This window comes from Candidatus Pelagibacter sp. HIMB1611, assembly GCF_052047715.1.
Lineage (GTDB): Bacteria > Pseudomonadota > Alphaproteobacteria > Pelagibacterales > Pelagibacteraceae > Pelagibacter.
The window spans coordinates 534,686-554,430 of record NZ_JBNAJM010000001.1; the positions used below are offsets into that span (position 1 = coordinate 534,686).

25 protein-coding genes and 1 tRNA gene are annotated in these 19,745 nt (G+C 28.9%); 4 read left to right on the forward strand and 22 right to left on the reverse strand.

Annotation, left to right across the window (positions count from 1 at the left end):
- Positions 1-15: 15 nt before the first annotated feature.
- Entirely contained in the window at positions 16-603 is a 588-nt protein-coding gene (locus tag ACTTAS_RS03005; RefSeq protein WP_440678275.1) for a hypothetical protein, read from the reverse strand.
- A gap of 39 nt (positions 604-642) precedes the next feature.
- Here ACTTAS_RS03005 and ACTTAS_RS03010 point away from each other — a divergent pair, with 39 nt between their 5' ends.
- Positions 643-1,119 carry a hypothetical protein gene (locus ACTTAS_RS03010; RefSeq protein ID WP_440678276.1) on the forward strand — a complete coding sequence of 159 codons (477 nt, stop codon included), beginning with the start codon at positions 643-645 and terminating at the stop codon, positions 1,117-1,119.
- Between the two features lie 52 nt (positions 1,120-1,171).
- Here the strand turns inward: ACTTAS_RS03010 and ACTTAS_RS03015 are convergent, their stop codons facing one another.
- The 20 genes from ACTTAS_RS03015 to ACTTAS_RS03110 all read right to left on the reverse strand — a co-directional run bounded on the left by ACTTAS_RS03015 (position 1,172) and on the right by ACTTAS_RS03110 (position 17,231).
- Positions 1,172-1,528: a hypothetical protein gene (locus ACTTAS_RS03015; RefSeq protein ID WP_440678277.1), complete on the reverse strand. Its 357-nt coding sequence runs from the start codon at positions 1,526-1,528 to the stop codon at positions 1,172-1,174.
- Complete coding sequence (locus tag ACTTAS_RS03020; RefSeq protein ID WP_440651363.1) at positions 1,528-1,716, reverse strand: hypothetical protein; 189 nt, start codon at positions 1,714-1,716, stop codon at positions 1,528-1,530. The genes ACTTAS_RS03015 and ACTTAS_RS03020 overlap by 1 nt, the downstream gene beginning before the upstream one ends.
- A gap of 303 nt (positions 1,717-2,019) precedes the next feature.
- Entirely contained in the window at positions 2,020-2,457 is a 438-nt protein-coding gene (locus tag ACTTAS_RS03025) for a hypothetical protein (protein ID WP_440651361.1), read from the reverse strand.
- A gap of 12 nt (positions 2,458-2,469) precedes the next feature.
- Positions 2,470-3,435 (reverse strand): hypothetical protein, encoded by a 966-nt coding sequence (locus tag ACTTAS_RS03030; RefSeq protein ID WP_440651360.1) that lies wholly within the window; start codon positions 3,433-3,435, stop codon positions 2,470-2,472.
- Positions 3,435-4,424 (reverse strand): hypothetical protein, encoded by a 990-nt coding sequence (locus ACTTAS_RS03035; RefSeq protein WP_440651359.1) that lies wholly within the window; start codon positions 4,422-4,424, stop codon positions 3,435-3,437. Before ACTTAS_RS03035 ends, ACTTAS_RS03030 begins: the two co-directional genes overlap by 1 nt.
- On the reverse strand, positions 4,425-4,805 hold the full coding sequence (locus ACTTAS_RS03040) for a hypothetical protein (RefSeq protein ID WP_440651358.1): 381 nt from the start codon (positions 4,803-4,805) through the stop codon (positions 4,425-4,427).
- Positions 4,805-5,029, reverse strand: a complete 225-nt coding sequence (locus ACTTAS_RS03045) for a hypothetical protein (RefSeq protein WP_440678278.1) — start codon at positions 5,027-5,029, stop codon at positions 4,805-4,807. The genes ACTTAS_RS03040 and ACTTAS_RS03045 overlap by 1 nt, the downstream gene beginning before the upstream one ends.
- Before the next feature lie 130 nt (positions 5,030-5,159).
- Positions 5,160-5,555 (reverse strand): hypothetical protein, encoded by a 396-nt coding sequence (locus ACTTAS_RS03050; RefSeq protein WP_440651357.1) that lies wholly within the window; start codon positions 5,553-5,555, stop codon positions 5,160-5,162.
- Positions 5,555-5,875: a hypothetical protein gene (locus ACTTAS_RS03055; RefSeq protein ID WP_440651356.1), complete on the reverse strand. Its 321-nt coding sequence runs from the start codon at positions 5,873-5,875 to the stop codon at positions 5,555-5,557. The genes ACTTAS_RS03050 and ACTTAS_RS03055 overlap by 1 nt, the downstream gene beginning before the upstream one ends.
- Entirely contained in the window at positions 5,875-6,357 is a 483-nt protein-coding gene (locus ACTTAS_RS03060; protein ID WP_440678279.1) for a hypothetical protein, read from the reverse strand. Before ACTTAS_RS03060 ends, ACTTAS_RS03055 begins: the two co-directional genes overlap by 1 nt.
- Positions 6,358-6,909, reverse strand: a complete 552-nt coding sequence (locus ACTTAS_RS03065) for a hypothetical protein (protein WP_440678280.1) — start codon at positions 6,907-6,909, stop codon at positions 6,358-6,360. It abuts the gene before it with no gap.
- A 131-nt stretch (positions 6,910-7,040) separates the two neighbouring features.
- Positions 7,041-7,208, reverse strand: coding sequence for a hypothetical protein (locus ACTTAS_RS03070; protein WP_440678281.1), 168 nt, complete (start codon positions 7,206-7,208; stop codon positions 7,041-7,043).
- A gap of 60 nt (positions 7,209-7,268) precedes the next feature.
- On the reverse strand, positions 7,269-9,068 hold the full coding sequence (locus tag ACTTAS_RS03075) for an AAA family ATPase (protein ID WP_440678282.1): 1,800 nt from the start codon (positions 9,066-9,068) through the stop codon (positions 7,269-7,271).
- Positions 9,058-9,717 carry a hypothetical protein gene (locus ACTTAS_RS03080; RefSeq protein ID WP_440678283.1) on the reverse strand — a complete coding sequence of 220 codons (660 nt, stop codon included), beginning with the start codon at positions 9,715-9,717 and terminating at the stop codon, positions 9,058-9,060. The genes ACTTAS_RS03075 and ACTTAS_RS03080 overlap by 11 nt, the downstream gene beginning before the upstream one ends.
- A gap of 380 nt (positions 9,718-10,097) precedes the next feature.
- Positions 10,098-11,096, reverse strand: a complete 999-nt coding sequence (locus tag ACTTAS_RS03085; protein ID WP_440678284.1) for a site-specific integrase — start codon at positions 11,094-11,096, stop codon at positions 10,098-10,100.
- A gap of 90 nt (positions 11,097-11,186) precedes the next feature.
- Positions 11,187-11,263: transfer RNA gene (locus ACTTAS_RS03090), tRNA-Arg, on the reverse strand.
- A gap of 29 nt (positions 11,264-11,292) precedes the next feature.
- A complete protein-coding gene (locus ACTTAS_RS03095) occupies positions 11,293-12,462 on the reverse strand; it encodes a TrkH family potassium uptake protein (RefSeq protein ID WP_440678285.1) in 1,170 nt (389 codons plus the stop codon).
- Positions 12,463-12,700: 238 nt separating this feature from the next.
- On the reverse strand, positions 12,701-14,092 hold the full coding sequence (gene trkA, locus ACTTAS_RS03100) for a Trk system potassium transporter TrkA (protein ID WP_440678286.1): 1,392 nt from the start codon (positions 14,090-14,092) through the stop codon (positions 12,701-12,703).
- The gene (locus ACTTAS_RS03105) at positions 14,093-15,448 is read right to left on the reverse strand and encodes a sigma-54-dependent transcriptional regulator (RefSeq protein WP_440678287.1); all 1,356 of its coding nucleotides are present in this window, start codon (positions 15,446-15,448) and stop codon (positions 14,093-14,095) included.
- 1 nt (position 15,449) lies between these two features.
- Positions 15,450-17,231 (reverse strand): ATP-binding protein, encoded by a 1,782-nt coding sequence (locus ACTTAS_RS03110; RefSeq protein WP_440678288.1) that lies wholly within the window; start codon positions 17,229-17,231, stop codon positions 15,450-15,452.
- A 23-nt stretch (positions 17,232-17,254) separates the two neighbouring features.
- Here ACTTAS_RS03110 and ispF point away from each other — a divergent pair, with 23 nt between their 5' ends.
- The 3 genes from ispF to ACTTAS_RS03125 are packed head-to-tail and all read left to right on the forward strand — an operon-like array spanning position 17,255 to position 19,310.
- Positions 17,255-18,355: a 2-C-methyl-D-erythritol 2,4-cyclodiphosphate synthase gene (ispF, locus tag ACTTAS_RS03115; protein WP_440678289.1), complete on the forward strand. Its 1,101-nt coding sequence runs from the start codon at positions 17,255-17,257 to the stop codon at positions 18,353-18,355.
- Positions 18,352-18,843 carry a phosphatidylglycerophosphatase A family protein gene (locus ACTTAS_RS03120; protein WP_440678290.1) on the forward strand — a complete coding sequence of 164 codons (492 nt, stop codon included), beginning with the start codon at positions 18,352-18,354 and terminating at the stop codon, positions 18,841-18,843. The genes ispF and ACTTAS_RS03120 overlap by 4 nt, the downstream gene beginning before the upstream one ends.
- Positions 18,843-19,310, forward strand: a complete 468-nt coding sequence (locus ACTTAS_RS03125) for a CinA family protein (protein WP_440678291.1) — start codon at positions 18,843-18,845, stop codon at positions 19,308-19,310. The genes ACTTAS_RS03120 and ACTTAS_RS03125 overlap by 1 nt, the downstream gene beginning before the upstream one ends.
- Here ACTTAS_RS03125 and ACTTAS_RS03130 read toward each other — a convergent pair.
- Entirely contained in the window at positions 19,307-19,744 is a 438-nt protein-coding gene (locus tag ACTTAS_RS03130) for a type II toxin-antitoxin system RatA family toxin (RefSeq protein WP_440678292.1), read from the reverse strand. The two genes, ACTTAS_RS03125 and ACTTAS_RS03130, sit on opposite strands and share 4 nt — an antisense overlap.
- Position 19,745: the final 1 nt, after the last annotated feature.

Sequence of the window (19,745 nt, forward strand, 5' to 3'; positions counted from 1 at the left end):
CCATACTTATAATTATTATATGTAAGTATAATCTTCATCGTCTTGTTTAATCTTATAATTTTTTAATTCTTTTTTAAATTCACCTTTTTGAAAATATCCTCTTAGTATTTTTCCATCACCATATCTGAACGTTCCTAATCCATGTATTTCATGATTTTTATACTCTCCAATGTATTTATCACCATTTTTAAATTCATACTCGCCCCAACCATTCATTTGTCCCTTTTCCCAAGTTCCTATGTAAGTACCAGATTTATGATTAAAATATTTACCATGGCTGTAATAATTTCCATTCTTCCAATAACCGCTATAAATATCGCCATCTGGAAAATACATAGTTAAGAATCCTTGAGGTATATAAAAAAAACTATCACCATCATTTCCAATGAATGAGATCCATTCTGATGAATTTTTTTCTTCTTTAAGAAATACTCTACAAGATCCTTTTACTTTTGCTCCATTTAAAAATTTAAGTTTCTTAGAATTGGTATTAAAAATACCTTCAAACGGTAAAGTATTTTTGTCTGAGAGTTTTTTCCAAGCAAAGGTTAATTCTGAATGTTTTTCCCAGGCTTTATAAAATTCTGCTCTATCTTTGCTCATCTACCAAATTTATAACACAAAGCTTTGCTAATATAAATTATGCTTAAAAGATGCTATTTTTTAACAATTATATCTATTTTAATTACTAACCTTGGTTATGCTGAAAATAATGATCGAACAAAAATGTTTGAATCTTGTGCAGATGAATTATTTGTAGCTCATTTTGGAAATCAACTAGAAGATTATCTTTCTCTTTCAGTTAAAACTAAAATTGACCAAAGCCAACATTATGAATGGCTATTTGAAGATTGCGAAAAACAAGCTAACAAGAAACCTATTTCATTTAATTTAAAGAACTCTCTTTACCAAGAAGATCTAGACGCAATCACACCTATTGTTTTTGAGCGATGTGCAGATGAACGTTATGTACTTGAATTTGGTGATACATACAGTCATTTTTTAGATTTAAAACTTCAAGATAAAATGAAACAACAAATTGAATATGAGTGGTTTGTGGAAGCTTGTGAGGATGAATACAGAGCCTATCCTACTAAATTTAAATTAAAGTATTATTAACTAAGATCTAATTTTAAAAAACTATTTGTTAATCAGTTTTTTAATGTTCTATCTAAAATTTTTTACATTTACCAAATGTTGTATTTGCACCACCTGCATCTGTATAATCAATTTCGTAAAAATTTCCTGTGTCTAGATTTACCTTATGGAAGCTTTGATCTTTATAACCCTGTATTCTAGGATTAAATGTAAAAGAAATAATTGATCCATTGATTACAATGTTTTTTACACCATCCAATTCATATGTATCTTCAAAAACTTTACCATTTTTTATTTCATAAAGTGTTTTGCTTTGTGGAAGTAATTCTCCTCTATTGTTTTCATATTGGCAAATGTAAGATACCTCTTTTGCATAAGCACTCCCCCCAAACAACAAACTAAGAACCAGGATCGATAGGAGTTTTTTCATCAATTTATTCTACGGTTACAAAGCAAAGTAACATCTTGAACTACTCTTTTTGTTATTTTTTTTTTCTCTAATTTTAATAATCTATCTACACAGTTTGATAATTGATCATTTTTTGAACTAAGAATGATCGCTATACTAATAATTAAAGATGCAAGTATTATTGCTATAGAAAACTGATAATCTTTCATAATCCTAGATTACCAAATCCTGAACAGAGAGTCTAATTGCTATTAAATATAAACGTATATTAGATTTTTTTAGGTAGAAATATTCCTAATCCTCTAAAGAATTCTGGGCTAGGTTTATTCCTTGCCTCCTCTAATCTTTCTAACGTCTTATCTTCATCAAGCAGATATAATACTTCCTTTTCTATTTCAGGAAACTTTATGTCTAATTTTAGAGGTACCACCCTTTTTCTCAAATTAGGTTTAGATTACTGCTCTACGTAATACATTGATTGTCTTAGTTAGAGTTATAGATGGCAAAATATTTTAAAATTTTTTTTCTAATTTTGTACAGGGAATTTCCCATAAACGATTAAAATTGTATTGTTTTCCACTACCAGTCCAAGGTTCAGTAGATCTATAAAAACCTAAATATCCTTTCACTCTCTCAAGCTGAATAGTGTATATGTGCGTTTTAATATATTTATCTTCATCCCACCCATCCGAGACTCGAAGATGGGTGTCATAACTTGTGGTAGCTTTATCTAATCCTCTACCCATTCCTTCAATTTTATAGTCATCAATAAAATCTACTTTAAATTTAATTTTATTTTTTTTTGAAGGCTCAACTATCTCAATCATTTTTTTATTAATTTTTATATAAAGACGTTCTACATCTGATCCACATTCCAAACTAATTTTAAGAGCATAAGCGTTCCCACTAAAAAACAAACTAATAAACAGGATCGATAGAAGTTTTTTCATTTTGTATTCACTTTATAAATTGGCATTTATTGGACACAGTTGCGTTGCATTAATATTCATAGCTTTTGTTGTTCCACCACAATTATAATAACAAATTTTACCAAGTCCTGATTTTGCTTCACTCGTTTTAAAGCATATACTTGACTTTGTCGATGAGGGACTCAGTACACTATTTCCTGTTGTCATGCCCAACAAAGCTGCCCAGGCTTCTTGATCTCTAGATGCTTTGGCTTCTTCAGCAATTTTATTTTGAATATCTGTTGCTTGTTCTTGTATCTTGGCTTCTAATGATGCTCTTGACTCACTATCAAGTAAAGCGGCCTGACGAATTTCATTAATTTCTATCAACTTTAAGATACATTTTGCAAAATTTTCTGTATTGGGAGTAAATCCAATTTGTTCACATTTTTTTTTATTTTCTTCCATTATTTGTGCTTCATAGATTTCTTTAGCTATTTGTTTTTCTTTCTCTTCTTTAATTTTATTTTTTTTATACTCTTCATTTGTTAACTTAAGTTGATAATTCCAAATTTCATCTACGTATGAATTTGAAATTTCTTGATAGCCCAATCCTAAAGTCCAAATTGGATAGGTTGTGTAAGTTGTTCGAAAAACAAAGCATTTATCAGTTTTTTTTAACGACCTTATCTTCAAAATTCTCTCAAAACTTTCTTTTTCACATTTTGCTATAACTTTTTTCATAGCATCCTCTTCTGATATGAGGCTATCTTCAGCGAATTTATCAACCTTATAACCATAAGGATCTTGATCTTTATTTATTTGCCAGACGTCATAAGCAACAGCGTATGCATCCCAGTGATTTTTTTTTCCAGAAGTGTCTTTGCTACTATTTTTTTCTTTTGAAGTGTCTTTGCTACTATTAGAATTTACGTCTGGTTTTAATGCTTTATTACCTCCAGTTGTTTCACAACCGCTTAACAACAAACTAAGAAACAGGATCGATAGAAGTTTTTTCATTACCCTCCTAATAAAGCCCTTGGATCAAAGTTTAAAACAATCTCTTTCCATCTTTCGTAACCATTATTAGGTACCCTGAAAGGCTCACATAATTTTATGGCTCTTAGAGCGCTATCAGCTAAAACTTTGAAGTAAGCTTTATTTTCTTGATTTATATTTTCTTTATTTAGTATTTCAGTTTTTTCAACACTTCCATCTAACCTAAAATCAACTTTAATATTTACCACCAAGTCTTCACTGTAAGGTAGACCCATAGGAATACTCCAGCATCCAAAAATTTGAGATTTAATATCCTCTTCTTCAGCAAGTGTTAGAGATGATGAGTGAGTGTTACTATTTTTTTCTCCTATTTCTTTTTTTGATAGCTCTAAAAGATTTGCAATATTATTTGGATTAAAATGTTCTTTTTCACCAAAGGAAGACTGATCTAACGTTTTTGAATTAGCATTTTTACTAAACTCTTTTATGGTGTTATCACCAAATGCTATTTTTGAAACATAAAGTTCAACAGTTAAATCAGATAATCTTGCCATCTTAACCTTAGTACAGCTGTTTCCAAACATACTGTCATATGAGCCTTCCCTAGTTTTTGTAAGTCCTGGATCTAAATAAAAATCACGTCTGATAGTTCCTTTAAAAACTAAATCACCAAATAAATCTTTTGCAACAAAATATGCATCAACAAGTTTAACTTGTTGTTTATAGTTATTAGTTATTTCATACCTGATAAATATTTCATCGTACAAACTATCATTTTTACAGGACAAAAAGTTTAGCTTAAATCCAATTTGAGTTTCAGCAGGTATTCCCTCTTCCTCAAGTTTTTCATTATTTCCTAAGATATTCTTTAGAAAATTAGTACCATCAACATCTTTTTCAATATCATCTAGTCTTTTTTCTATATTATCTAATCTTTGTTTAACTGTTTCGGCAAAAGAACTTCCAATAAATAAGAAACAAATAACCATGATTGATAGAAGTTTTTTCATTTATAAACTAGGTCTTTGTTTACAATTAAATTTTTCTGAAACTATTTTGTTATTAGAAGATGCGTATATTCCAGCAACTCCATTTTTTCTGTTTACTTTCCAGTAAATTTTTTGACCGAACAAACTAGCTGTAACAGAATTAGCAGGATCTAGAACAATACTTGTTACCTCTTTAGAATTAAACTTATCTACTTTGGTGCATTTTGAGTCACCACCCATATTTACACAAAAATTTCCATCTTCAATATCAATCATAAAAAAGTCGTTACCACTCTCCTCAGTAAAATAACAATTGATATATAGCTCCTTAGAAAACAAACCAGCGTAAACATTTCCACTAAACAACAAACTAAGAACGAGGATTGATAGAAATTTTTTCACTAATCAGTTTTTTTAAAACCTTTAATGAAGAATAACAAAATAAAATATATTACAAACGGTAGTGCAATCATTTGAAATATATCTGTCCAGGTAAACCCAAATACATCGTCTTTATTTACGCTTCCAGAAAAGACATAATACAACGGTAGAATTAACCATAACCCTGCTAACGTAAAATAAATTCTCTTAAACCCTTTACCAAGATCTAATTTTGATTTTTTCATAATCCAAGATTACCAAATCCTGAACAGAGAGTCTAATTGGAATTGATTTTGGTCGTTGGGGTGAGCGCCCATGCTCATTTATAACTTTCTAATTTATTCTGTCCTGAACAAAAATTAGCAGTCCCCAACGTTATTTGTTTAAATTTTCAAAAGTCATCCGCAGCAGGTTTTTCACAACGTCTCTTTCAGCATCAGTTAATTGTGAAATAGCTTTTCCAGGTGCAACAGAATCTAAATTTAATTTTTTTATTTTTGGTTTTTCCCTTTGTTTTAAGTAATCAGTTATTGATATAACAGTTCCACCTTCTTTTAGACCAAGTGGAATTCTACGAATATAATCTTCGTCTTTAGTGTCCAGCCACTCTAAGAACGACTGACCTTCATTTTTTTCTTTGTTGTACTGATCTTGCAGTATTTCGATTATCTCATTTTCTACATCAAATCTTATGTCAGCTTCATCTTTAGCTAACTTAATTAGATCATCTCTTCTTAATTCTTTTTTTGTATTTTCTATATTTGAACGCATTAGTTATCAGTCCTTCCTTCGTTTAAAATTTTATCAATTAGTGCTTTATCTTTTTCGTCCTCTTCTCTTCTCTTTTCATATTTGTCAGCAACGCATCTTCTCCACCTTGAGGCATATTTATTTCTATCTATCTTTATTTCTTCGACGTCTCTATTAAGGGATCTAATCATGTCATTTTTGCAACCAACCTCATCCCATAAATTCTTTAATTGATCTGTTAATTTTGAATTGGTTGAAATCACTTCATCTAATTGAAGTTCTTTTCTATTTAACTGATATTCTAATTTTTCTATTTGATCTTCTAATTCGTATTTTTTCATTAGGTTTCTCCCATTAAATAACCTAGTCCAGAAGATCTAATTCTTTGCTTTTCTTTTTTATTATCTTCAAGCATCTTGAAAAATCTGTTGTCTTCCTCCGATCGCTTAACTGCAACTTTCGGAGGTAGTACAATGGGACTTGGATCAAGCTTTAAATCTTGTTTGAATATTTTTGTACGGTGGTTTGCTTTGTTCAAATTCTCTTTAAACGGTTTGACCTGAGTATTAGGTTTGTTTGGTTTTGCTAATATACGTCGACCTGTGTTCGATATTTTTTGTGTTTTAATGTTATCTCTTGGCTTAGAGTCCATTAAGTATCTAATCTCATCTGCATCTAAATCTCTTGTTTGCATCTCTTCAATCAGCAGATTTCTAACAATATCTCCACTTGGTTTTAGATCTTCTTTTTTTAGATCAGCTTCAGTTGGTTGTTTTGGTCTTTTTAAATAGCTCATCATTTGTTTGTATTCTCCAATTTTCATTTAATAATATTTTGTTGCTGCAGGTTCAGTTTCTGCTTCATCATATTCTGTTCTTGGTTCAGGAAACAAAGGTCTCCAATTAGTTCTAACGTCTATAATGGAATTTTTATTGAAGCCTCCATAATTCAAATTTTTCAAATTTTTTGACTGCTGGACTTCTTGTTTTTTTATTCTGTCTCTTCTTCGTTGTTTAGCTACTTCAAAAATATCATCTGTTATTTCTGCTATTTGTTCTTCATTTAATCTTTTATTTATTCTAGCTAATTGTCTAAGGTCATTGGTCAGTTTTAATTGATGACCGTTTCTAGCCTTATGGTAGTTGGTACTTGCCTCAGGAACATTGCGCCTTCTGTGTTTGGAACGTGAAACATTAACCGTGAATTTGTCCTTGTTTGGACGGTGTGTCTCTTGGCTACTATAAAAATATTCTGAGCCTTTTTTTATAAACTGTCCCTCTAGTTTTCCTGAGAGTCTTCTTTTTCTCAATGCTGACGGTGTTATTCCACATAACGTTGAATATTCTTTAGCACTAAATTTATATTTTAAATCCATAAAAGCGTTTTTATCACAACGTGAACGTTCACGCTTTAATCGGACGAAACTTTTTTATTTAACGTACAAAACTCTGTCGTGCTGTCGCAACATCTTAAAAAAGACACAACGACAACTACGACATATATCTTTTAGATATGAAATCTTAAGTAGCTTTGCCAATCAGCTAATCCGTTCAGTTTATCTGCCTGACCTTCCGTTATTTCAATATTTGAAACGATGGGATAATTTTCGTCATCATAGATATCTAAATAGAATTGAAAACCACCATGTTTTTTATGGTATTCGCTATTGTTCATATTGTTTAAACGAGTCCTTAATTTAAAAGGATATTTGATCTTTTGCATTGCTGTGCCTCCTTATAGATCTATTGTTTTTGGTAATTTATACGTTCCATACTTAAGACCTCGATCTAACTCGAATTGATCTGCCATACGTTGCATTGTTCTAGCCATTCTTCGACCGTCTTTTGAGTTCGAAGGTACACCGTAAAATTTTGCAACATCTGAAGGTCTAACTTGATCTAACTCTTTTGAGAGATCTTCCATTGCCTTAGTTATCTCACGTCTATTTTCGTTTTGATTAATGATATCGAGATTGCCTTCATAAAGATAAGACATGCTATCGCCGTCCCAATTCAAAGCATATTCAAAGTCTAAGATATCTCTTCCACGACCTTTCAATGACGCTTTAGAATTAACTCCGTCGCCTCTATCTAACATCCACATAGCGTCCGTCATTCCTTGAACACCTACAGATCCCTGAATTTTATCAAAGCTGTACTCTTGTGATGACTTAGACAAGTGAGTTATGAATAAGACCGTTAAATTATTTTGTACGGCAAGTTTTTGAATACCGTTCATCAATAAATTATCTTGGTCGTATGCAGTACCACTTTTGCTCTGTCTTGGTTTGATCCTCGCCAAAGTATCGATAATAACTAAACGTGGATTTTTTTTCGATTTAATCCAATTTTCGAGGCATTCTTCAAAGCCAAACCCAAGCATTGGAACTTCACCACCCAAAACAATTTGTGGCTGTTTTAATTTAGCGAAACCCATTTTTGAGACTCGATCTTTTATTCTACGTTTGGAATCTTCTAATCCAAAATAGATTGCATCGCCTTGTACAGTTTGATGATCTAAAAATAATGAACCGTTCTGAACAGCATAACAAAGTTTTAATGCAGTCCAACTCTTCATAGCTTTAGGACGACCAGCCATACAAACAAAACCCTCAGGTAATATACCTGCTACTGCCCATTGCATTGGTGGAAGTTCTGTCTTCATTAGCGTTGGCATATCCAAAGATACAGTATTGAAATCAACTATAGACTTTGTCTTTTCAAAACCATCACTAGAAGGAATTGATCCAATTAATGAAAAAAGATTTTTTATTTCTTTTTCATCTACACCAACATGATTAGCAAAAGATTTATAACCTGAGTTCTTAGTCTCTTTGTTATTAGATCTAATATGATTTTGCATTTTCTTCATTGTACAGTCCCTACTATTTGGATCTGTCTTTTGAACAATTTGCCAAATGAAATCCTCACGTTCTTCATCTGACCAATCACAATAACGCATGATGCAAGCGTCTAGCTTCAAGGCACCTACATTAGCACCTACGTTATATGAACATAAAGCTACAGCAACATAGATCTTATTAACTATCTCCTGCAGGTTATCTACATATATTGGTTTCTGCTCATCAACATAAAATTTTCGCATAACCATAACGTTGGTGTCATCTTTTGAAGGTGTTGCACCATAGACAACTGTTTGACCTGTACATCTATGTTCTAGAATAGTTGAACCTTTGAATTTTTTGACATCATTGTCTTTCAAAGATTTATTATTCAAATAGAAATAATGGGTTATCTCTTCAACACCATTAGTTATTCTTGCTAACTTCAATGTATTGAACGGCAACCAAAGTCGTCCAAAGTGAACAGCTAAAGCACAATCTAAATCAACATCAATTAAGTTTGATTGACCCAAATTAATACCAATGTTGCTATCATCTAAAAAATCATCCATTAAATATTTTTTATGTATCCAATTATGATCGTGAGTGTTTTTAGCGTTAGGGAATAAGGGTACAACTCCGTACCCTTGATCCATTATTTTTTTTGCAAAAGATCGAGCTTTAGTAATCATTCTTAAACCTCCAACCCTTTGGCAACTTCTGCGCTTTGTGTTCCTTTAACGGATCCCATCCATTTTTAGGTCGTATATCTTTATTGATATCCCATTGCGCACATTCTTGAGTGAACATTGAAGAACCACTTTCGCCACCTGAAGTGTAGTATTCTTCTAACGGTTCAAACAGTAGATCTTCACAGCAGCAATAAGTGTAAGTGTATTTTTTATTAGATAACAAAAGATTTGTTTCATAGTGATGATTATAATCTGCATGAAAAAATTTATACCAATCGTTATTTTCAGCATCGCCATTTTCTACAGCTCTTTCATGACAGGTAGGACAATATCCTTTATCTTCTGTAATGAACGTTAGAGTTAATGGTTTGCTTAAATTCCAAAGAACATCGGTTCTTTTGCCTACACGTTCTCCGAACCTAACCCATTTTTGATAGTTTCGAATAGGATAATAAAATTTAGATAATAAATTATAATATAATCCTTTCCCACAAGTGTAGGTTATCGTCCAATGGAACCAACTCCAAAGGCTTTCATGATATTTTAATTGTTCTGATTTAAAGTTGTTAAATTTATCTAACAACCACCCAAAAGGATTTGGGAATTTATGTTTGTATTTCAGCATAGCTGTTTCTTCTTCTTGTTGCATTCCCCCGACAGCAAACGGGGGATGCTATTTTTTCCATAAACTAGACGAGTGGTTAGCTCAATAATGTTATTGTTATGAAACTTGTAGTGATGATTATGAACGTTAGAAGATTAACGTCTATGAAGTTTTCTAGATCCATTCCCTCAAATATAATATTCATACTCATAACTAATAACCAAAATTTGCTGTTCTAGTTTGCTATTTGTGAATACCTTTTTCCGAGGTGGCTATGATGTTGCAAACATCTAAACTCGATTTTAAGTCCATGGGACTAACGTTATTTAAGAGTTCCCATTCCCAATTAAATACTCAACGTTAATACTCATATATATTTTAGAACCGATATTTCAAGATCAAATAACGACTCTAAACACTAGCTTTTATGAAATACTATTTAATTTTTTAGCAACAACTGACGGATTATGCTGACTGTATGTTTTAAGCATAAGTGAAAGCGTTTTGTGACCTGTGAACATTTGAACTTCACTAATAGATAAACCAGATTCCATTAATCTAGAACAAGCTTCCCTTCTTAGATCGTGCCAATGCAGGTTGGTTATTTTTGCATTCCTAGTTATTGAACGCCATGCACGTTGAAAATTATTTAACGATACAGGAAAAACCCTGCCGTTGATATGACGTGGCATCTGATTCAGTATTTGAATTGCTCTTGGTGTTAAAGGTATTTTTCGTTGAATACCTGTCTTTGAATGTTCAGCTAATATCGTTATCAGCATATTATTAAGATCCACCTGTTCCCACTTCAGCGTTAATTGTTCATTCAAACGCATAGCAGTTTCAATCGCAAATTCGATCATAGAACACCAATAACTATTCCGTTTGGTTTTGCAGTGTTCCATTAGCTTATCAAACTCCCCTTCTTCTAATCGTCGATTTCTAGGTGCGTTTTCTTTTGGTTTAATATCGTTGGGGATAGGATGTTCGGGCAACCAACAATTATAAAAACGTATAGCCTTCTTAATAGCAATACTCATAAAAGATAATTCCCTGCATACTGTAGAAGGAGAAAGGCCTTCATCTAATCTTTCATCCCTATAACGTGCAAATATTTGAGGCGTTAAATTAGATAAATATCTTTTAACAATTTCGTTCTGAACAATGACATTGAACCTTGATTGTTCTTTTTTTGGCTCTTTCACGACCCTTAAACGTTCTTTAAGATGACGTTCTAAAACCGACTTCAATGTAGTCTTTGATGCGTTGGAGGTGTCTCTATAACGTGATTGATCTAATTGTATTTCAACTGATCTACCCCACTTCATTGCATCGGATTTTTGTTTGAATGTTTTGTAGATATTTTTATGACCTAGTCTTTTGATTTCTACAAAGTATTTGCTTAAACGCTTTCTAATATACATTTTTTGACCTTTCGTTTCGTCATCAGGTCGTCAAAGCATGTATTTAGAAGATTTGAACATGGCTCATGGTTAAATAAGCCTTGATTTTAATGGCGCGCCCTGAAGGATTCGAACCTACGACCCTCGGTTTAGAAAACCGATGCTCTATCCAGCTGAGCTAAGGGCGCAATATTTGAAATACATATATATTACAAATTTAATATTTAAACAGAAATTTTTTAGCTATCAATAATAAAGATAACAATTCAATTCTTCCAATAATCATAAAGAAAATAAGAATATATTTAGTAATAAAATGTAAATTTTGAAAATCAAAATCACCCATTCCATAGGCTGAAGAATTAACAGTATTCATTAATGTTAATACCGCCAGTTTAAATGAATATTCAAAATTGATTTCACTCAAAGATAAAAAAGTGGTTAATGAAAAAAGTGAGATTATAAAAATAACAATTGTAAGAAAATATTTATTTATATCTTGAGTTGCAAAGTTAATTTTAGAAAATACTAGCTTATTCATAAATACATTTTTTGGTCTGCTAAATGAAAGTATTTGATTTAAAGAATATTTTGTTAAAGAGTAAATTTTTAAAAATCGTAATCCTGAACTTGTAGAAATAAATGAACCTCCAATTATAACCAAAAGTAAATACAAAAATTGAAGATTAGTTTGTTCAACTTTCAATGAAATTCCTATATTTGAAATACTACTTACTAAAGATAAAAAACTATAAGAAAAAGTATTATCGTAACTAAAAAATATAAAAAATATCCCAACTGTTATTACAAAATATAAAAATAGATGAATATCCTCATGAAAAAAATTAATATTTTTTCTTAAAAAGATTAAATTGTATATAAAGAAAATACTGAAGAAAGAAACTAGCATTAATAATGAAAAAATTATTATCTGTGAATTTTGAGTTAGTATTGTTGAGAGATCATTTACTGGTAAAAAACCACCTGATGAAATAATAGTCATTGATAAATTTAATGAATTAAAAGATCTAAATCCAAATAAATTAAAAATTATAAAAATAGATAATGTTAAGCTTGAATATAAAATAAATATTTTAATTGTTTGTTTTAAAATTTCGGTTGTATTAAATGATAAAAAATTTGTAAGAGATTTTTTTAAGTTTTCATCATAAATATCAATTAAAAAAATTATAGAAAATAAAAAATACAATCCACCTATCCATTGAATAGATGATCTCCATATTATTAAACCCTGATCAATATGCTTTATATTTTCAAATATTGTAAAACCGGTTGATGTAAAGCCAGACACTGCTTCAAATAAAGCGTTTAAAAAGGTTAAATTATAAATGCTAAAATAAAATGGAATCGATAATACTATTGGCATAATAAAATATCCCAAAAGTACTGTTAATATTTTTTCAAATATTGTGGGTTTTTTTTCTGAGGTGTCTATTTTATAGAACAAAAAACTAATTAAACCAGAGATTACTAAACTAAAGTAATATGTATTTAAGTTTAAGTATAAATTGAAATAATAAGAGTAAATAATATTTAAAAATGAAAAAACTGAAATCAATAGAAAGAAAAAACTTAAATATTTTACCCGAAGTATTGGCATTTAATTAAATTGAGCTAATTCTAAAAATATTTTCAACAACTGAGATTGAGTCTTTTTTAGCTAAAAAAACTACTTTATCGTCTTTTTGAAATACGAAGTCAGATCTAGGTATAATTACTTTATTATCTCTAAGTACGGCACCTATTCGAATTTCTTCTGGAAGATTTGAATTTTTTAATTCTTTATTAATTAATTCAGATGTCTCTATTATCTCTGCTTCTATCACCTCATATTCACCATTCATAATTGTATAAGCTGTTTCAATTGTTCCTTTGTGTATATGCTTTAAAATACTAGAAACAGTATTCATTCTAGGATCAATCAAATCGTCAATTTTGAGTGAGTTCTGTAATAATGAATAATTTGGCTTATTAATTAATGCCATTGTTCTCTTGTCATCAATTTCTTTTTCATCTTTTGCAAATTTTTCAACTAGTACACTTACCATTAAGTTATCCTCATCATCATTTGTAAGAGCCAGAACAGTCTCTGCTTCTTCTAAGTTTGCTTCAGCTAAAACTTCCTCATCTAAGGCATCACCATTGATAACTATTGTATTATTTAGTTCACTTGCAAGAAATTCAGCCCTATCTTTATTTTTTTCAATAATTTTTACTCTTGCAGCATCTAAATTTTCTTCAATATTTTTGGCTAAATTAAAACCAATATTACCTCCACCAACTATAAGAATTTTTTTAGAAACTTTTTCGTTATGTCCAAATGCTTCCAGTGTTTCTGACATTTGAGTTGAATTTATAATTACATAAATTTTATCATTGGCTATTATTTCATCGGTTTTTTTTGGAATAAAAAACTTATCCTCTCTTATCACACCTATTACATTTGCTTTGAGATTAGGGTATTTTTTTGTAAGATCACTTAATTTAATATTGATCAAATTACAATTTTCATTAATTAATATTTCTAATAACCTGATTTTATTGTCTGCAAAAGGAACACTATCTAAAGCTCCAGGAGCTTCGAGTTTTCTTTGGATTGATTTTGCAATTTCAATTTCTGGTGAAATAATAACATCTATAGGTAAGTTTTCTTTGTTATAAACAGTTGTAAACTTGGGATTTAAATAATCCTGAGATCTAATTCTGGCAATCTTTTTTGGTATTTTAAAAATAGAAAATGCAATTTGACATATAACCATGTTAATTTCATCATTTCGAGTTACTGCAATAATCATATCGGCCTCTTGTGCGTTGGCCTTTTCAAGAATTGACGGATAACTTCCTTTTCCAACTATAGCTTTAACATCAAGTGCATCATCAATTTTCTGAATATCTTCGCTAGATGGATCTATTACAGTAATAGAATGACCTTGATCACTAAGCTGTTTAGCTATAGTGAAGCCTACTCTACCAGCGCCACAAATGATTATATTCATTTAATTAAATTCTTTAATTCCTAAGCCTTTTAATTTTCGGTGTAAGGCACTTCTTTCCATTCCAACGAAATTAGCTGTTTTTGAAATATTTCCATTAAATTTTTTCAATTGAATAGTTAAATACTCCTTTTCAAATTTTTCTCTAGCCTCTTTTAATGGCACAGATAGGCTGTTTTCAGACAATTGTTCGTTGAAATTAATATTTTTTAAGGATTCTTTTATTATATTTGAAATTTTTTCCTTTGTATCAGGTTGTAAAATTGCAATTCGTTCAATTAAATTTCTCAATTCTCTAACATTACCGTGCCAATCATGATTTAGGATATAAGTATTGTCTTCATCTATTTCTAATTCATTAATATTGTAATTTTCAGATATTTTTTTTGAAAAATATTTAATTAAAAGTGGAATATCTGAAATACGTTGATTCAATGGTTCAACATTTATTTCAAAAACATTAAGTCTATGAAACAGATCTTCTCTAAAATTTCCTATTTCAATTTCTTTCTTCAAATCCTTACTTGAAGAGCAAATTAATCTAACATTTACAGTTACATCATTTGAACCATTAACTCTTTTAAACTTTTGATCTGTTAAAACTCTCAAAATTTTTGATTGTATATCTAAAGGTATTTCTGAAACTTGGTCTATCAATAGAGTACCTTTGTTGGCTTTTTCTAACGCTCCATAAGATATAGAGCCGTTGTCTTTTTCCTCTCCAAATAATTCAAGTTCATATTTATTTGAATCTAATAAAGCTCCATTCAATACCACAAAAGGATTTTTATTTCTTTTAGATAATTTATGAATTTTTCTTGCTATTAATTCTTTTCCAGATCCTGATGGACCATTAATAAATACTCTACTTTCTGTTATTGAAATTTTTTTAATTTGATCGTTTATATTTAAAATATTTTTACTATTTCCAATTAATTCATATGATGAAAACAACTTTGTTTCATATTCTTTATTTTGCTTTTTAAGATTGTAGTTTTCAACAGCTCTTCTAACAAAATTAAGCAGTCTCTCTTGATCAAAAGGTTTTTCAATAAATTCAAATGCTCCTTCGTGAAGAGATTTTACAGCCATTTCTATATTTGCATGTCCTGATATTATAATAACAGGTACATCTTTATCTTTTGATTTAATATGTGATAACAATTCTATACCATCATTATCACCCTTATCTAATTTAACATCAAGAATTGCAACATCTGGAAGTTTTTTGTCTATTTCAGATAATGCTTGACTATAATTAGCAGCAAGTCTCGTTTTATAACCAGCATCTAAAATTAACTCGTTAATGATATTTCTTATATCAGCGTTATCATCAACAATTAAAATTTCAGAACTCATTCTATTTAATAAAATCTATTTTAATTTTTGCACCTGCCTCTAAAGGTATAAATTCAATTTTTCCATTATGGTCATTTATAATTTTACTTACTATTGAGAGGCCCAATCCAGTTCCATTTTTTTTAGTAGTAAAGTATGGATTTAAAATATCTTTGATATTTGCTGCAAATATTCCAAAACCGATACCATTATCGATTAAAATAATTTTTATATGGTTATTTTCTTCATTAACTTCAATCGTGATTATTTTCTCAAAATTGCTGTCATTTTCTGCTCTTTGTTGGATACTTTCAATAGAATTTTTAATTAAATTAAAGAAAACTCTTGCAAGTTGTTCTTTGTCACTATTTAAAAAAATTTCTTTTGAATTAGTGTTAACAGAAATATTAATTGAATTATCTAACTCATTTAATAATTTGATATTTTCATCAATAATTTGAATTAAATTATTTTCTTTTAAAATTGGTTTTGGCATACGAGCAAAATCAGAAAACTCATTAACTAAATTTCCTATTTGTTTAATTTGATTATTTATAATCTTAAGGTTTTCATCAAAATTTTTTTTATCATCTTCATTAACTTGATTGGAATATTTTGATTTCATCCTATCTATTGTCAACTGAATTGGAGTTAATGGGTTCTTAATTTCATGTGCTAATTTTCTTGCTAGGTTACTCCATGCTTCATGCCTTTCATTAATAATTAATTTTTCTTGTTGATTTCTAAGTCTATCGATCATTAGGTTAAAATTTTTGTTTAATATTTCTAAATCTTTGTCAGTTTTCACTTCTGGAACTTTTGTATCAAATTTTCCTTCTCCAATTGAGACAGAAGCATTAATTAAATTATTAATAGATCTAAAAAATCTAGAAGAAAACCGTATAGCTATTGATATAGATACAAACAATAATACACTTACAACAATAACATAAATAATTGCAAAAGAAATTTTAATGCCTGTACTCTTTTCTTCAACAGTGTAATAAAAATTAATAGCTTCTTGTGACTCGTTTAAGTATCTTGAAATATCTTTATCAAGATATTTTACAACGTACAAAAATCTATTATCAAAACTTTGCAATCTCATAATTGCAGCTGACATATTTTCAGGAGCATTAATTATTTTCAATGGTCTATCATCATCAAGCACTAATGCTAAAGCTCTATCAACAGGTGGTATATATGGCTGATTATCTTTAAGAGATGTAAACAGTAGTTCTTTATCAACATTTATAATATGTATTTCATCTACACCTCTGATTAATTTTTGTGTATCTAAAAATCTTTTGTATTCTTTAGGATTATCATTTAGAAAATTTTTACTTTTATTAGTATCAAAAGCAATTAGTACAATATCGGATTGGATTTTGTTTTTAATTTCTTCAACATAGTTTCTAGCAAGTTCATAAGAATTATTAACGACTGTAGTAACCTTTTTGTCAAAATATTTTTCTAAAGCAAACGAAAAAAGAAACAAAGAGAAAATAGATATTAAAACTGAAGGTATTAAAGTGAAGAGAGCAAAAACAGTGATGTATTTTTTATTAGATTTTAAACCATCTTTATCAATATCTGTTCTTATTGCCCTTCTAATTTCAAAAAAAATAAAAACAAAAAGAGCAGCTAGTAAAAAAATATTTAGTATCAGCAGATATTGTAAATTTTTGTCTGTTAGTTGAATAAAACCTTTATCAATAAAAGTTAAAAACGTTAAAAAACCTATCGATAATGTGATAATAAATAATATTATCAAATAAATATTTTTTTTAATAAAATCTGACATTTAGGTATAAAATTTCTATAAATATGAGTAACTATTTTATAATACTAGCTTCAGGACAAAGCAAAAGGTTTAATTCAAAAAAACCCAAACAATACAACATTTATGAAGGCAAACCTTTATTCAAACATTCTGTCGATAAGGCTTTAAAATCAAAACTTTTTAAAAAAATAATAATTGTAGTTAACAAAAAAAATGAAATTAAAGAAAAATTTGCAAAAAATGTCTCCATTATAATTGGTGGGAAAGAAAGATCTGATTCTTCGTTAATAGCTTTAAAGTTTATTAAGAAATACAAACCCACCAATGTTCTTATACACGATGCAGCAAGACCAAATTTTACTTTGCTTCTTTTAAAAAAATTAATCAGTACGCTAAAAAAACATAAGGCTGTCATACCTGTAATTAAATCAAAAGACTCAATTAAATATCAGATTAAGAATCTGATATTTAATTTAAATCGAGATAATTCAATTTTAACTCAAACCCCCCAAGCTTTTAATTTTAAAGATTTATATAATTTATCAATAAAGCAAAAAAAGATAGTTACAGACGAAGCAACATTATTTATTGAAAACAATATTAAAGTAAAATTCATTCAAGGTGAAAATTTAAATACTAAAATTACTTTCAAAGAAGATATTAAAGAAAAAATAACTTATTTTGGTATTGGATTCGATATCCATAGATTAATCAGAGGTAAAAAACTTTATTTAGGAGGTGTTAAAATACCTTATCACTCAGGATTAAAAGGACATTCTGATGGTGATGTAATTATTCATTCTATAATTGACTCAATATTGGGAGCTATGAGAAAAAAAGATATTGGAACTTTTTTTCCAGATAACAGTAACAAATTTAAAAATATTAGATCTCCAAAAATGCTAAAACCAATAGTAGAATTGTTAAATTCAAATAATTACCATATCAATAATTTAGATATAAATTTGATATGTGAAAAACCAAAAATATCAAAATACAGAAATAAAATAATAAATTCGCTTTCTAATCTTTTAGATTTAAATAAAGATTTAATTAATTTAAAAGGTAAGACTACAGAAAAACTTGGATTAATAGGAAAAGAAAAAGCAATTGCCTGTGAAGTAATTTGTTCGATATCAAAATGAAAAAAATTAATGTTTTAATCTCAACTTTCTTTGGTTACGGATACTTAACAAAAATGCCTGGTACTGTTGCTTCAATTGTTACAGCAATCTTTATTTATATAGCTTATGAAATTCTTGATTATACAAGTTTAAAATTCTCAATAGTTTTTTTTATTATTTTGTTTTTTTACTCTTTTTATGCAGTCAAAGACACAGAGAGTGAATTTGAAAATAAAGATCCTAGACAAATTGTAATCGATGAAGTTTTGGGTCAATCGATGCCTTTGATACTTCTGCTATATTTAAATCAAACTAATCAAATCAATATTGCTATTGAATTTTATTACATCATATCTTTATTATCATTTAGATTTTTTGATATTTTAAAGCCATTTCCGGTAAGCTATTTCGATAAAAATCATAAAAATTATTTTGGTATAATTATGGATGATATAATGGCTGGTCTTTACTCAATGGTTGTAGTCTATTTGGTTAGTTTCATATTTTGATGAATTTAAAAAAAATACATAAAAAATTGATAGATAAAAAATTAACAATTTCTGTAGCTGAATCATGTACAGGAGGTTTGTTAGCTAGCAATCTTACTAAACTAGCAAATTCATCCAAATACTTTCAAATGGGTTTAATTACTTACTCTAATGAAGCGAAGATCAAAATCTTAAAAGTAGATAGAAATATCATTAAAAAACATGGTGCTGTAAGCAAAGAATGCTGTGAAGAAATGTTAAAAAATTTATCTAAAATTTCTAAAAGCAAAATTAATGTATCAATTACTGGTATAGCTGGGCCAGGAGGAGGATCAAAATTAAAACCAGTTGGTCTTGTCTATATTGGGATTAAAACAGGAAAATATTTATTAATTTTAGAAAATAAATTTAAATCTAAGAACAGATCAAGTATTCAAAAAAATACAGTAAGAGAAGTATTAAATAAAATTACAAAAATTATTTCTTAAAGATTTTCAGCCCTTTTTTGAAAAGCATCAGCTATTTTGTTTAAACCAAATTGAAATGATTTTTCCATTATTAAATTCAAAAACTTATTTTTAATTTCAAAATCAACATCAAATTTAACTTCTGTTAAATTATCTTTTTCTACAAATTTCCAATTATTTTCAAGATGTTTTAAGGGACCATCAATATTAGTTACATGTATAGAGTCATTTTTTTTATCATATCTTACATCACTTTTATAAGTATCTATAAAGGGTCTTTTACCAATTGTCAGATCAGCAATTATTTTTTTTACATCTTTCTCGTCATTTGTTTCATAAACTTTTGAGTCTATGCAAAATGGAATGAATTCAGGATACTTTTCAATATCTAAAACAAAATCAATTAATGTTTGTTTATCACGTGCGATATGACGTGTGACTGATGCTTTAGGCATT